This is a genomic window from Nocardia wallacei, assembly GCF_014466955.1.
In the GTDB taxonomy this organism is placed as follows: domain Bacteria; phylum Actinomycetota; class Actinomycetes; order Mycobacteriales; family Mycobacteriaceae; genus Nocardia; species Nocardia wallacei.
In genome coordinates, this window is the sequence record NZ_AP023396.1 from 3,592,344 (window position 1) to 3,605,167 (window position 12,824).

General features: G+C 71.7%; 13 protein-coding genes. 11 read left to right on the forward strand and 2 right to left on the reverse strand.

The features are described 5' to 3' along the window. Positions 1–4: 4 nt before the first annotated feature. From NWFMUON74_RS15930 to NWFMUON74_RS36875, 9 genes are all read left to right on the forward strand, one after another. On the forward strand, positions 5–1,003 hold the full coding sequence (locus NWFMUON74_RS15930) for a helix-turn-helix transcriptional regulator (RefSeq protein WP_187688559.1): 999 nt from the start codon (positions 5–7) through the stop codon (positions 1,001–1,003). Continuing rightward, on the forward strand, positions 1,000–2,013 hold the full coding sequence (locus NWFMUON74_RS15935; RefSeq protein ID WP_187688560.1) for a helix-turn-helix transcriptional regulator: 1,014 nt from the start codon (positions 1,000–1,002) through the stop codon (positions 2,011–2,013). Before NWFMUON74_RS15930 ends, NWFMUON74_RS15935 begins: the two co-directional genes overlap by 4 nt. Then, on the forward strand, positions 2,010–3,056 hold the full coding sequence (locus tag NWFMUON74_RS15940; protein WP_187688561.1) for a 2-dehydropantoate 2-reductase: 1,047 nt from the start codon (positions 2,010–2,012) through the stop codon (positions 3,054–3,056). Before NWFMUON74_RS15935 ends, NWFMUON74_RS15940 begins: the two co-directional genes overlap by 4 nt. 65 nt (positions 3,057–3,121) lie before the next feature. Continuing rightward, positions 3,122–3,376: a Sec-independent protein translocase subunit TatA gene (tatA, locus tag NWFMUON74_RS15945; protein WP_187688562.1), complete on the forward strand. Its 255-nt coding sequence runs from the start codon at positions 3,122–3,124 to the stop codon at positions 3,374–3,376. An 89-nt stretch (positions 3,377–3,465) separates the two neighbouring features. Beyond that, positions 3,466–4,452: a twin-arginine translocase subunit TatC gene (gene tatC, locus NWFMUON74_RS15950; protein ID WP_187688563.1), complete on the forward strand. Its 987-nt coding sequence runs from the start codon at positions 3,466–3,468 to the stop codon at positions 4,450–4,452. Then, positions 4,449–7,148, forward strand: a complete 2,700-nt coding sequence (locus NWFMUON74_RS15955) for a DEAD/DEAH box helicase (RefSeq protein ID WP_425300495.1) — start codon at positions 4,449–4,451, stop codon at positions 7,146–7,148. Before tatC ends, NWFMUON74_RS15955 begins: the two co-directional genes overlap by 4 nt. 164 nt (positions 7,149–7,312) lie before the next feature. Next, positions 7,313–8,065: a DUF4333 domain-containing protein gene (locus tag NWFMUON74_RS15960; protein ID WP_187688565.1), complete on the forward strand. Its 753-nt coding sequence runs from the start codon at positions 7,313–7,315 to the stop codon at positions 8,063–8,065. A gap of 50 nt (positions 8,066–8,115) precedes the next feature. After that, positions 8,116–8,463 carry a GNAT family N-acetyltransferase gene (locus tag NWFMUON74_RS35710; protein WP_197987114.1) on the forward strand — a complete coding sequence of 116 codons (348 nt, stop codon included), beginning with the start codon at positions 8,116–8,118 and terminating at the stop codon, positions 8,461–8,463. After that, positions 8,390–8,638, forward strand: coding sequence for a GNAT family N-acetyltransferase (locus tag NWFMUON74_RS36875; RefSeq protein WP_197987022.1), 249 nt, complete (start codon positions 8,390–8,392; stop codon positions 8,636–8,638). Before NWFMUON74_RS35710 ends, NWFMUON74_RS36875 begins: the two co-directional genes overlap by 74 nt. Before the next feature lie 123 nt (positions 8,639–8,761). Here NWFMUON74_RS36875 and NWFMUON74_RS15970 read toward each other — a convergent pair whose 3' ends face one another. Beyond that, entirely contained in the window at positions 8,762–9,727 is a 966-nt protein-coding gene (locus tag NWFMUON74_RS15970; protein WP_187688566.1) for a 5'-3' exonuclease, read from the reverse strand. 112 nt (positions 9,728–9,839) lie between these two features. On the opposite strand from NWFMUON74_RS15970, the gene NWFMUON74_RS15975 reads away from it, so the two are divergent. Continuing rightward, positions 9,840–10,967 carry a M24 family metallopeptidase gene (locus tag NWFMUON74_RS15975; protein WP_187688567.1) on the forward strand — a complete coding sequence of 376 codons (1,128 nt, stop codon included), beginning with the start codon at positions 9,840–9,842 and terminating at the stop codon, positions 10,965–10,967. A 332-nt stretch (positions 10,968–11,299) separates the two neighbouring features. Here the strand turns inward: NWFMUON74_RS15975 and NWFMUON74_RS15980 are convergent, their stop codons facing one another. Then, complete coding sequence (locus tag NWFMUON74_RS15980; RefSeq protein ID WP_187688568.1) at positions 11,300–11,707, reverse strand: pyridoxamine 5'-phosphate oxidase family protein; 408 nt, start codon at positions 11,705–11,707, stop codon at positions 11,300–11,302. A 70-nt stretch (positions 11,708–11,777) separates the two neighbouring features. On the opposite strand from NWFMUON74_RS15980, the gene dprE2 reads away from it, so the two are divergent. Continuing rightward, complete coding sequence (gene dprE2, locus NWFMUON74_RS15985; protein ID WP_187688569.1) at positions 11,778–12,539, forward strand: decaprenylphospho-beta-D-erythro-pentofuranosid-2-ulose 2-reductase; 762 nt, start codon at positions 11,778–11,780, stop codon at positions 12,537–12,539. Positions 12,540–12,824: the final 285 nt, after the last annotated feature.

The window sequence follows — 12,824 nt, forward strand, 5'->3', positions numbered from 1 at the left end:
TCGCGTGGCGATATCCAAGGTCGAGCGGCTGATGAATCTGGTCATCGCGCTGTTGTCGACCCGGCAGTTCCTGACCGCGGAGCGCATCCGCGACAGCGTCGCCGGATACGAGGACTCCGCCAGCGACGAGGCGTTCAGCCGGATGTTCGAGCGCGACAAGAACGAGCTGCGCGATCTCGGCATCCCGCTGGAGGTCGGCCCGGTGAGCCGCTACTCCTCGCAGGAGGGCTACCGCATCAACCGCGACGCCTACGAGCTGCCCGATATCGATTTGACCAGCGAGGAGGCGGCCGCGGTAGCGGTCGCCGTGCAGCTGTGGGAATCTCCGGAACTCGCGACCGCGGCCGAGGGCGCGCTACTCAAGCTGCGGGCGGCCGGAATTCACGTCGAATCGGACGCGGCGCTGTCGTCGGTCCCGGCGGTACCGGCGCGCACCCGCGGGTCGGAGGCGGTGCTGGGCAGGTTGCTGGCGGCGGTCGATGCCGGGCGCGCGGTCCGCTTCGAGCACCGCATGTCGCACAACGCCCCCTACCTGATGCGCGACGTGGAGCCGTGGGGCGTGGTCACCCATCACGGGCGGTGGTACCTGGTCGGCCACGATCGCGATCGCGACGCCACCCGCACCTTCCGGTTGTCGCGCATCGGCGACGACGTCACCGCCTACGGGCCCCAGAACGCGGTCCACAAACCCGACGGCGTGGACCTGCGCGCGATCGTCGCGCGGGTGACCGGCGCGTCGCAGGTGACGGGCACGGCGACGGTGTGGGTGGCCGAGGGCCGCGGCCAGGACGTGCGGCGGCTGGGCGCGGCCGTGGAGGAACGCGAACTCGGTGGTCGCCCGGGCACCATCGTGGAGGTGCCCGTCCGCTCGCGGGACTGGCTGGCGCGCCTCCTCACCGGGCTGGGACCCGACGCGCTCGTCCTGGCGCCGGCCGACCTGCGCGAAGATGTCATCGCCCGGCTGCGGTCGGTGCTCGAGGGGACGGAAGTGGGGGCCACGTGAGCAGTCGGTTGTCCACGCGGCTGTCGCGGTTGCTGAACATGGTGCCGTACTTCCTGGCCAATCCCGGCATCAGCGCCGCGGACGCCGCCGCCGAACTCGGCGTCACCACCAAGCAGCTGATGAACGACCTGAATCAGCTGTGGATGTGCGGGCTGCCCGGCTACGGGCCGGGCGATCTCATCGACCTGTCGTTCTCCGAGGAGAGCATCGAGGTCACCTTCTCCGCGGGCATCGACCGCCCGCTGCGGCTGACCTCGACCGAGGCCACGGCGGTGCTGGTGGCCCTGCGGTCGATCGCCGACCTGCCGGGCATGGTCGATCCGACGGCCGCGCGCTCGGCGATGGCGAAGATCGAGTCGGCCATCGCCGGTGACCCCGGCCGCTCGGCCGGTCCCGAACCGGCCGCGCCCGTGGCGGCTCCCGCGGTGACGACCGTGCGCTCCGCGCTGGCGCACGGCCGCGCCCTGCGCCTGGTGTACTACTCGGCCAGCCGTGACGTGGTATCCGAGCGGGTGGTCGACCCGATCCGAATCGTGTTGGTGGACAACAACTCCTACCTGCAGGCCTGGTGCCGGGAGGCCGAGGGGGTGCGGCTGTTCCGGTTCGATCGGCTCGAGGAGGCTGCCGAACTGGACGAGCCCGCGCGCCCGCCCAGCCACGCCACCGACGAATCCGCGGCGCTGGACCTGTTCTCCGATGATCCCGCGATCCCGCTGGCGCGCCTGCTGGTCCACGCCGACTACGGCTGGGTGCTCGACCAGTACCCGATGCACCGGGTGGCCGTGCACCAGGACGGCAGCGTCGAGGCGACCATGCGGTTCGCCACGCTGGACTGGATGGCGCGGCTGCTGCTGGGATTCGGTTCCGGCGTCACCGTCCTGGGCCCGGCGGAGCTGGTGAGCGCCGTGCGTGAGCGGTCCGGCGCCGCGCTGGCCGCCTACGCCGCGCTCGCCGACGCGGGGGGCGCGGGGTACGACCGCACCGTGACCGAGGAGGTCGGTCCCGCGTGACCTTTCGCGTGACCGTGCTCGGCGCCGGCAGCGTCGGCGTGTTCGTGGGCGGAAAGCTGGCCGCCGCGGGCGCGGACGTCACCTTCGTGGGGCGGCCCCGGCTGCTCGACGAGATCACGACCGCGGGCCTGCGGCTCACCGATCTCGACGGCGGCGACGACCGCGTGGCGCCCTCGGCGTTCCGCACCGCCACCGTCCCCGACGACGCCGACTCGGCGGACCTGGTGCTGATCACCGTGAAGTCCGCGCAGACGGCGGCGGCCGCGCGCCAGCTCGCCGAGCGCGTCCGCCCCGGCACGGTGGTGCTGAGCCTGCAGAACGGGATCGGCAACGACACCGCGATCCGCGAGGTCCTGCCGTCCTGTGTGGTGCTGGCCGGAATGGTGATGTTCAACGTCGTGCACCACGACGGCGGCCGCTTCCATCGCGGCACCCAGGGCGGTCTGGCCGTCGCCGACGACGCGGCGCTGGAACGGTTCGCGCCGCTGCTGCGCCGCACCGGTCTGGAACTGGCACGCCATGCCGATCTGCGGGCGGTGCAATGGGCGAAACTGCTGCTGAACCTGAACAATCCCATCAACGCGCTGTCCGGGCGGCCGCTGCGCGAGGAGCTGGCCGAACGCGACTACCGCCGCTGCCTGGCGCTGGCCCAGACCGAGGCCCTGGCCGTGATGGGGCGCGCGCGGATCCGCCCGGCCCGGCTCACCGTGCTGCCGCCCGCACTGATGGCACGTTTGCTCACGGTGCCGGACGCGCTGTTCACCCGGGTCGCGGGCAGTGTGCTGGCGGTGGATCCGATGGCGCGCTCGTCGATGGCCGACGATCTGGCTCGCGGCCGCCGCACCGAGATCCGGTGGCTGTGCGGAGAGATCGTGAACCTGGGCAAGATGGTGGGGATGCCCACTCCGGTGAACGCCCGCTTGGCCGAACTGATCGAGGCCGCCGAGCACGGCGACACCCGGACGTGGCCGGGTCCCCACCTGCTGGCACAGCTGCGGGTGGCCCGCGACCACGCCGCCCGCCACCCGGCGAACGAGAGCTGACGAGCGGCTTCGCGTCTCACGAGGTCCGGTAGCATCGGACGTACCACAGTCTTTGGAGGTTATCGATGGGTTCACTCAGCCCGACGCACTGGCTGATCATCGCGGTGCTGGTGCTGGTTCTGTTCGGCGCCAAGCGGCTGCCGGACGCGGCCCGGGGCCTGGGGCGCTCGCTGCGCATCTTCAAGAGCGAGATGAGCGAGATGCAATCCGACAGCACACCGAAGCCGGAACAGCCCGCCAAGGCCCCGACCCAGGAACTGCCCCCGGCCCAGCCGACGACATCGGCGCCCGCGCCGAATCCGGAAACGCACAAGGCGTAGCAGATTCGTCGATCCCGGGATGAGGCGATCATCCCGGGTCGTGTTGTGTCCGGATCCGGTGACAGGCGATCAGCGAGGCAGCCACATCCATGCGCATACCGTTCGACCCCCGGCGCAGCCGGCGCAGGACGAATCCCGACGGCACCATGTCGTTGGTCGAGCACCTGCACGAGCTGCGGTCGCGGCTGCTCAAGTCATTGCTGGCCGTCGCGCTCACCACGGTCCTCGGATTCCTCTGGTACCAGCACGGCTTCCTCGGCATCGACAGCCTCGGCGACATCCTGCGCGGCCCGTACTGTGACCTGCCCGCCTCGCAGCGCGCCGCGCTGAGCCCCGACGGCGCCTGCCGGTTGCTCGCGACCGCGCCGTTCGAGCAGTTCATGCTGCGATTCAAGGTCGGCCTGACCGCCGGTGTGGTGATGGCCTGCCCGGTGTGGCTGTACCAGGTGTGGGCGTTCATCACGCCGGGCCTGTACGCCAAGGAACGCAAATACGCGCTGAGCTTCGTCGGTACGGGCGCGGTGCTGTTCGTGACCGGTGCGTTGCTGGCGTACTGGGTCGTCGCGCACGCGCTGAGCTTCCTGATGGGCATCGGCAGCAACGTCCAGATCACGGCGTTGAGCGGTTCGCAGTACTTCAGTTTCATCATTCAGCTGCTGATCATCTTCGGCGTGAGCTTCGAGACACCGCTGCTGATCGTGGGCCTCAACATGATCGGCGTGCTCAGCTACGAGAAGCTGAAGAAATGGCGGCGCGGGCTGATCTTCGGGCTGTTCGTGTTCGCCGCGGTCGTCACACCGCAGGATCCGTTCTCGATGCTGGCGCTGGCGTGCGCGCTGACGTTGTTGTTCGAGGTCGCCGTGCAGATCGCGCGGCTCAACGACCGTCGCCGCGCCCGCCGCGACGACTGGAGCAAGCTGTCCGACGACGAGGCCTCCCCGCTGGACGAGCGGCCCAGCGGTGTCGAGGCTGCGGCGCCGGTCGACCCGCCCGCGCCGGTGGATGTGGCCGAGCCGGTCGGGGCGGGCCCGGACAAAACCCCACGCCCGGTGTCGGACTACTCCGATACCCTCTGACGGTGACACTACGGTCGCTTTCCGGCGAACTCGCGGCATTCGCCGCGGAACTCGAATTCACGCTCGACCCGTTCCAGCAGCAGGCGTGCGAGTCCCTACAGGGCGGGCACAGCGTGCTGGTGTGCGCGCCGACCGGGGCGGGAAAAACCGTGGTCGGCGAGTTCGCGGTGCATCTGGCGCTAGCCGCCGGCGGCAAATGCTTCTACACCACGCCCATCAAGGCGCTGTCCAACCAGAAGTACGCCGACCTGGTCGAACGCTACGGCCGCGGGTCGGTGGGGTTGCTCACCGGTGACCAGTCGCTGCACCCCGACGCCCCGGTCGTGGTGATGACGACCGAGGTCCTGCGCAACATGCTCTACGCGGGTTCGGATGCGCTGCAAGGCCTTTCGTACGTGGTGATGGACGAGGTGCACTATCTCGCCGACCGGTTCCGCGGCGCGGTGTGGGAGGAGGTCATCCTGCATCTGCCGCCGGACGTACGCCTGGTCAGCCTGTCGGCGACGGTCAGCAACGCCGAGGAGTTCGGCGCGTGGATGGAGACGGTACGCGGCGACACGGCCGTGATCGTCGACGAGACCCGCCCGGTACCGCTGTGGCAGCACGTGCTGGTCGGCCGCCGGATGTTCGATCTGTTCGACCAGAAGTCCAGCGACCGGAAGGTGCTGGTCGACGAGGACCTGGTGCGCTACATCAAGCACCGCGAGCAGGCCGACCGGATGGAGAGCTGGGGCGGCCCGCGCGGCCGTGGCGGCGGGCGCCGGTTCTACCGGCCGCTGCCCCGCCCGGAGATGCTGGCCGTACTCGACCAGGAGGGCCTGCTGCCCGCCATCATGTTCATCTTCAGCCGCGCGGGATGCGACGGCGCGCTGGCGCAATGCCTGCGCTCCCGGCTGGATCTGAGCCGCGAGGACGACCGCGAGGTGATCGACGAGATCATCGACAAGCACACCGGCGACCTGCCGAAGGCCGACCTCGAGGTGCTGGGCTACTGGGAGTGGCGCGAGGCGCTGTACCGCGGGCTGGCCGCCCACCACGCCGGAATGCTCCCCGCCTTCCGGCACACGGTGGAGGAGTTGTTCGTGCGCGGCCTGGTGCGGGCCGTATTCGCCACGGAGACACTGGCACTGGGCATCAACATGCCCGCGCGCACGGTGGTGCTGGAACGGCTGGTGAAGTTCAACGGCGAGACCCACGCCGAGCTGACCCCCGGCGAGTACACGCAGCTGACCGGCCGCGCGGGGCGGCGCGGAATCGACGTCGAGGGACACGCGGTGGTGGTGTGGCATCCCGATGTCGACACCAGCGCGGTCGCGGGCCTGGCGTCCACCCGGACCTATCCGCTGCGCAGTTCGTTCCGGCCCGGCTACAACATGTCGATCAACCTGATCGACCGGCTGGGCGCGGCCGAGGCGCGGGCGCTGCTGGAGCGGTCCTTCGCGCAGTTCCAGGCCGACCGGTCGGTGGTGGGTCTGGTGCGCGGCATCGAACGCAACGAGGGCCAGGTGCGCAAGCTGCGTTCGCAGCTCGGCGACGAGGGCTTCATGGAGTATCTGTCGCTGCGCGAGCGGGTGAAGCAGCGCGAGCGCGATCTGGAGCGGCAGGGCCGCGCCGATCGGCGCGGCGCCGCGGTGGCGTCGCTGACCTCGCTGCGCCGCGGGGACGTGGTGGCCATCCCGTCGGGTCGCCGGCAGGGCCTGGCGGTGATCCTGGAACCCGATGCGTCCCCGGGTGATCCGCGTCCGCTCGTGCTCACCGAGGACAAGTGGGCCGGTCGGATCTCGGCGGCCGATTTCCCGACCCCGGCGCAGCCGCTGGGCCGGATGCGGCTGCCGCGTCACGTCGACCACCGCACCGCGCGCACCCGCCGCGACCTCGCCTCGGCGCTGCGCAGCACCGGCATCAGCGCGCCGGGGCGGCAGCGACGCGGCACGCGGTCCAAGGGCGGCGACGACCGGGAGTTGCAGAGCCTGCGGCGGGCGCTGCGCTCGCACCCCGCCCACACCCGGCCCGACCGGGAACAGCTGGCGCGCATCGGCGAACGGTACAACCGGCTGCAACGCGAGACGGAGTCGATGCGCCAGCAGGTGGCGGCCACGACCAATTCGCTGGCCCGCACCTTCGACCGCATCGTCGGACTGCTCGAGGAGCGCGGTTACGTCGACAATGGCGAGGTGACCGCCGACGGCCGCCGCCTGGCGCGCATCTACACCGAGGCGGATCTCGTTGTCGCCGAATGCCTCCGGGAGGGGCTGTGGCGCGGGCTGGGCCCCGCCGAACTGGCGGCGGTCGTGTCGATCCTGGTATACGAGTCGCGGCAGGAGACGGGCGGGTTCCTCGGACCGGCCGGGCCCACCCCGCCGATCCGGCGAGCGGTGGGTGCGACGGTCGGGGTGTGGAGCCAACTGCGCACCGACGAGGCCCGCCACAAACTGGCGCCCACCCGGGAACCGGATCTCGGCTTCGTCACCGGCGTGCACAAGTGGGCCCGCGGCGAGAGCCTGGCCGAATCCCTGCTCGCCGGTGGGGAACAGGGCAGTCCGCTGTCGGCCGGTGATTTCGTCCGGTGGTGCCGCCAGGTCATCGACCTGCTCGACCAGATCCATCAGACGGCCGACGACACGGAGGTCGCCGCCACCGCGGCCAAGGCGGTGAAGGCGATCCGGCGGGGCGTGGTGGCCGTCGACGCGGCCTAGTGGAGTAGGCGCGCCGCGAACGGGGAACACCGCGAACGACGCCAATCCGGACGCGGCGCAATCGACTGTGATTGGATGCTTGCGTGTACCGACCGTGGTGAGGCAGTGACGACCTCACTCGGGGGGCAAGCGTGAGTACGACGAGTGCGAGTGGAGGCAGGCAGATGAGCGGCCCGTACGGACCGAGCGACACCCCTGGTCCAGGGGAGGGACGCCCGAATGATCCGACCCAGCAGTGGAGCGGCGGGCAGCAGCAGCCCCCCGGCCAGTCCGGCCCCACTCAGCAGTGGGGTCAGCAGCCCGGCGGCGCGCAGCCTACCCAGCAGTGGGGAGGACAGCAGGGCGGGGGGCAGTGGGGCCAGCCGACCGGTCAGCCGTGGAGTCAGAGCCAGCCGCAGCAGCAGCAACCCCCGCCGCAGCCGCAGTGGGGCCAGCAGAGCCAGCCGTCGTGGCCGCAGCAGCAGCCTCCGCAGCAGCCGGCCTGGGAGCCGACGCAGCAGCAGTGGAATCAGCCGCAGGGCGCTCAGCAGTGGGGCCAGCCGCAGCCGGGCCAGCAGTGGGGTCAGCAGCCACAACAGCAAGGCTTGCAGCCGACCGGTGCGAAGAAGAAGTCGAGGAAAGGCGCGCTGATCGCCGGGGCGGCCGCGCTGGTCGTGGTCGTCGTCGCGGTCGTACTGGGCGTCGTCTTCCTCTCCAGCGACAAGCTGGACAACAAGGCCGTGCAGGACGGCGTGCAGAAGGTGCTGAAGGATTCCTACGGCATCGACGACGTCCAGAACGTCACCTGCCCGTCCGGGCAGAAGGTCGAGGTCGGCAAGTCCTTCGACTGCACCCTGAAGGTGGGCGGCGAGCAGAAGAAGGTCACCGTCAAGATCACCAAGGACGACGGCACCTACGAGGTGGGCCGCCCGAACTGAGCCACCGTCGCGCCCCGGCCCTGGCCGGGGCGCGAACTGTCGTGCACCCCTTGCCGTTTCCCGATCCACCGCTCAGCGACGGTGCGGTGACGCCGCGCCCGTGGCGTGCTACGGACCTACCCTGGCGGTTCGAGTCGTTCTCCGATCCGCAGTGCCTGCGCTTCTCCTGGCCGCTGACCGAGCCGTGCACGCCCGAACACGTGCACCGGCGTTTCACCGACGAGGAAGTCGCGCGACGGGCGGGCACGGAACTGGCACTGGCCGTCGGGTCCGCGGCGGATCCGGAAGAACTGCTCGGCTCGATCTCGCTCTACGACATCGAACGTGAGCACGCGCGGGCAGGGCGCGGCCACCCGCGCCGTCCGGCTCCTCAGCCGATGGGCGTTCGCATACCTTGACCTGTCCCGCCTGGAGCCGACCTGCGCCCCGGACAACCTGCCCTCCCAACGCGTCGCCGAGCGCTGCGGCTTCCTCCGTGAGGGAATCCTGCGCTCCCACATGGCCTTCCAAGGCGGGCGTCGCGACACCGTCGTGTACGGCGTGGTGCCGGGTGACCTGTCCGCGAGTAGCTGAACACCGCTGCGTGCGGCGGACCGCCGGGCAGCGCGCCCGCGAATCGTCGTGCGGGACCGGGCGGGCGAACGGTCCCGAGCACCCGAATCCTCGTGTCGGCGGGCGTGCCGATGCCGTCGGAACTCAGCCCGCGACGGACTCCAATGCCTTGACGAGGCGTTTGATCGGGCTTTCGGCGTTGTAGGCGGCGGCGAGAGTGTGCAGGCCCTCCGGGTCGGCGGGGACGGTGGGGAGCCGGTCGGGGCCGGAGAGGTGGACCTGCGCGTCGCGCACGACGCGGACGACCGGTGAGGCCGCCTTCAGATAGTCGTCGGCGGCGCGGAGTTTGGCCCGGACACCCTGTGCCAAATCGGCATTCGGGTCGTGGACGGCGGCGATCAGGGCGTCGAGGCTGCCGAAGCGGGAGATCAGGGTGGCGGCGGACTTGTCGCCGATACCCGCGACGCCGGGCAGGCCGTCGGACGCGTCGCCGCGCAGGGTCGCCATATCGGCGTAGGCGGGCCCCGCGTTCTGTTGCGGCACACCGTATTTCGCCGCCACCTCGGCCGGGCCCCACAGCTCCGCCCTGGCCAGTCCGCGGCCGACGTAGAACACCCGCACCGGCGGCGCGGGCTCGTCGCGGACCAGCTGCAGCAGGTCGCGGTCGCCGCTGACCACGATGGTCGGGTCGGTGCGCTCGCGGCTCGCGAGGGTGCCGATCACGTCGTCGGCCTCCAGCCCCGCGGCGCCGCCGGTCGCGATGCCCGCCGCCGCGAGCACGCCGAGGATCATGTCGACCTGCGGTGTCAGGGTGTCGGGCACCTGCTCCGCGCCCGGCTCGGCCCCGGCCGCGTCGTCGAGGCGGTGCGCCTTGTACGACGGGAGCAGGTCGACCCGGAACTGCGGCCGCCAGTCCAGATCCAGGCACACCACCAGCCGCGCCGGGCGGTGCCGGGTGATCAGCGCCGCGACCATGTCGGTGAAGCCGCGCAGGGCGTTCACCGGCTGCCCGTCCGGCGCGGTGATCTTCTCCGGGATGGCGTGGAAGGCCCGGAACCACAGGCTGGCCCCATCGAGCAGCAGCAGCGGACCGGCGGCAGGTGAGCTCATGCCCGAGACGCTAGCCGATCGCCCCGACAGACCGGCGCGAAGTCCGCGGGCCGGTCGGTGGTTACGGCCGACGGTGGGGGACGGGAGCGGTTCTGGCGTACCGTCGAGGACTATGAGCGCGCAATCGGAGGCACGGTTCACGGCGGACGTCTACGGGAAACGGCTCGAGCGGGCGGCGGAGCTGACGCGGGCCGCGAAGCTGGATGCCCTGCTCATCACGCCGGGCCCGGATCTGCGGTACCTGCTCGGTTCGCGGGCGCAGTCGTTCGAGCGGCTGACCTGCCTCGTGATCCCGGCCAGCGGGGAGACGCCGTCGGTGGTGGTGCCGAAGCTGGAGCTGGCGTCGCTGTCCGGTTCGGCGGCGGGCGAGCTGGGGTTGCAGGTGCTGGACTGGACCGACGGGGTGAACCCGTACCGGATGGTGAAGTCGGCGCTGAACGCCGGCGCCCGCGTGGCCGTGGACGACACCATGCCCGCACTGCACCTGCTGCCGATCGCCGACACCCTGAACGCGCTGCCCGTGTCGGCCACGCCGGTGCTGCGGCGGCTGCGAATGCGCAAGGACCCCAGTGAGATCGAAGCGCTGCGCCGCGCGGGCGCGGCCATCGATCGCGTGCACGCCCGGGTGGGCGAGTGGCTGCGCCCGGGCCGGACGGAGGCGGAGGTGGCCGCCGACATCACCGCGGCGATCGTCGCGGAGGGCCACACCGGAGCCGAGTTCGTGATCGTCGGCAGCGGCCCGCACGGCGCCGATCCGCACCACGAGGTGTCCGACCGGCGCATCGAGGCCGGTGACGTGGTGGTCGTCGATATCGGCGGCCCGGTCGAGCCGGGCTACTTCTCCGACTCCACCCGCACCTATGTACTGGGCGAGCCGGATCCCGAGATCGCGGCCCGCTGCGCCGCGCTGGAACTGGCCCAGGCCGCCGCGGTGGCCGCGGTGCGGCCCGGCGTGACCGCCGAGTCGGTGGACGCCGCGGCGCGGAACCCGTTGGCGGCGGCCGGTTTCGGCGACAACTTCATTCACCGCACCGGCCACGGCATCGGCCTGTCGGTGCACGAGGAGCCGTACATCGTCGCGGGCAACGAGACCGTGCTGGAGCCGGGCATGGCGTTCAGCATCGAGCCCGGGATCTACTTCCGCGGCGAGTGGGGCGCCCGGATCGAGGACATCGTCGTGGTCACCGACGAGGGCTGCGAGTCCATGAACACCCGCCCGCACGGGCTGACCGTGGTGTGAGGCGCGGCTCGGACGGGCCGGCTTTGGTGTGCGCTCCGGCTCGAGGGGCCGACTTGGGTAAGCCGCGGCGAGGAGGGTGGTGTGCGCTCCGGCTCGGAGGGGCTGACCTGGGGTAAGCCGCGGCGAGGAGGGTTGGTGTGCGCTCCGGCTCGGAGGGGCTGACGTGGGTAAGCCGCGCTGGGGAGGGTTGGTGTGCGCTCCGGCTCGGAGAGGCTGACCTGGGGTAAGCCGCGGCGGGGAGATTGGTGTGCTCGCTGGCCGGACGCATTGTCCGTCGGGTTGTCCTGCGGGGCATCGACCGTGGCGGCGCTCCCAGGGTGCGGCAGTGACTGTCAGTCGCTGAGCCTGCTGCTGGTGAGGGCGCGGGTCGCGCGGATGGCGATGACCACGCGGCGGGGATTCTCCCGCGGCGTGCGGTAGCGCAGGGCGTAGCGGCGCTCGCCCTCGGCGACGTCGGCGGGATCGGTGAGCACCTCCGCCGGGCCCTCCAGGGTGAGCCAGCGGGCGCCGTCGACCTGGCTGACCGCGGCGTAACCGCCGCGCTGCGCGTTGCGGGCCTTGACCGTGTCGCCGGAGGTGATGACGCGGGCGATACCGGCCTCGGGATCCCAGGTGAAGCCGACGGCGACCACGTGCGGCGTGCCGTCGGCCCGCAGCGTGGTAAGGGTGGCGAGGTGCCGCTCGGTCACGAACTCGAGGGCGGTGGGGGACAGTTCGATCCGGGTGTCGGCGCTCGTCATGACCGCGACGCTAGCAAGCGCGGGGACCGGTGCGCCCGGCCGCATCGCCCGGTTTGGCAGACTGTGGCCCATGAGTGCGCGCGGACGCGAGGTCGACGAGGGTGCGGTGCTGCTGCTGGGCGGCCGCAGCGAGATGGGACTCGAGATCGCGGAGCGGCTGGCGCCCGGCCGGGTGGTGATCCTGGCGGCGCGGCGCAGCGGCGACCTCGCCGAGCCGCGATCGCGGCTCGAGCGCGCGGGCGCGGCCGCGGTGCATCAGGTCGAATTCGACGCCGACGAGGTGGCGAGCCACGGCCCGTTGCTGGAGAAGATCGCCGCCGAGCACGGCCGCCTCGGGGTGACCGTGCTGGCGTTCGGCATTCTCGGCGACCAGGCCCGCGCGGAAGCCGATCCGGCCGCGGCGATCGCCGTGGCGCAGACCGACTATGTCGCGCAGATCAGTGTGCTCACCACGCTGGCGAATCTGCTGCGCGCCCAGGGCAGCGGGCAGATCGTGGTGTTCAGCTCGGTCGCCGGGATCCGGGTGCGGCGCGCCAACTACGTGTACGGCTCGGCCAAGGCCGGACTCGACGGATTCGCCTGCGGCCTCGCGGATGCCCTGCACGGCAGCGGAGTTCACCTGCTGCTGGTCCGTCCCGGATTCGTCATCGGCACAATGACTTCGGGCATGAAACCGGCCCCGTTCTCCAGCACCCCGCAACAGGTGGCGGAGGCTGTCGTCACGGGCCTGCGCCGCCGCACCGAACGCCTCTGGGTCCCGGGCATCCTGCGCCCCGCCTTCGCCGCCGCCCGCCTTGTCCCGCAGGCGATCTGGCGGCGGTTACCCCGGTGAGCACGGCAGCCGCCCGGGCGGACCACGGCCGATCGCACCGGCTCGACTCCGTGCTGCGCCCGCGTACCCGGCCACCGGTCGCCGACGATCCGCCCCACACCCGGCTCGTGCGGGGCCGCGCCGACTTCCCCTGCCGCGCAACGCCCCTGTCGGCGGGCGCGGCCCGGGTGTCATCGGCGCGGGGTGCGTTGCCCACCCGCCCGAGCAGCCCGCGAATTCGCGGGCGGCTGACACCGAGGCCGCCATCGGCTCGGCGCGGACGCAGCGCTGCTACCGCGCTCGCGG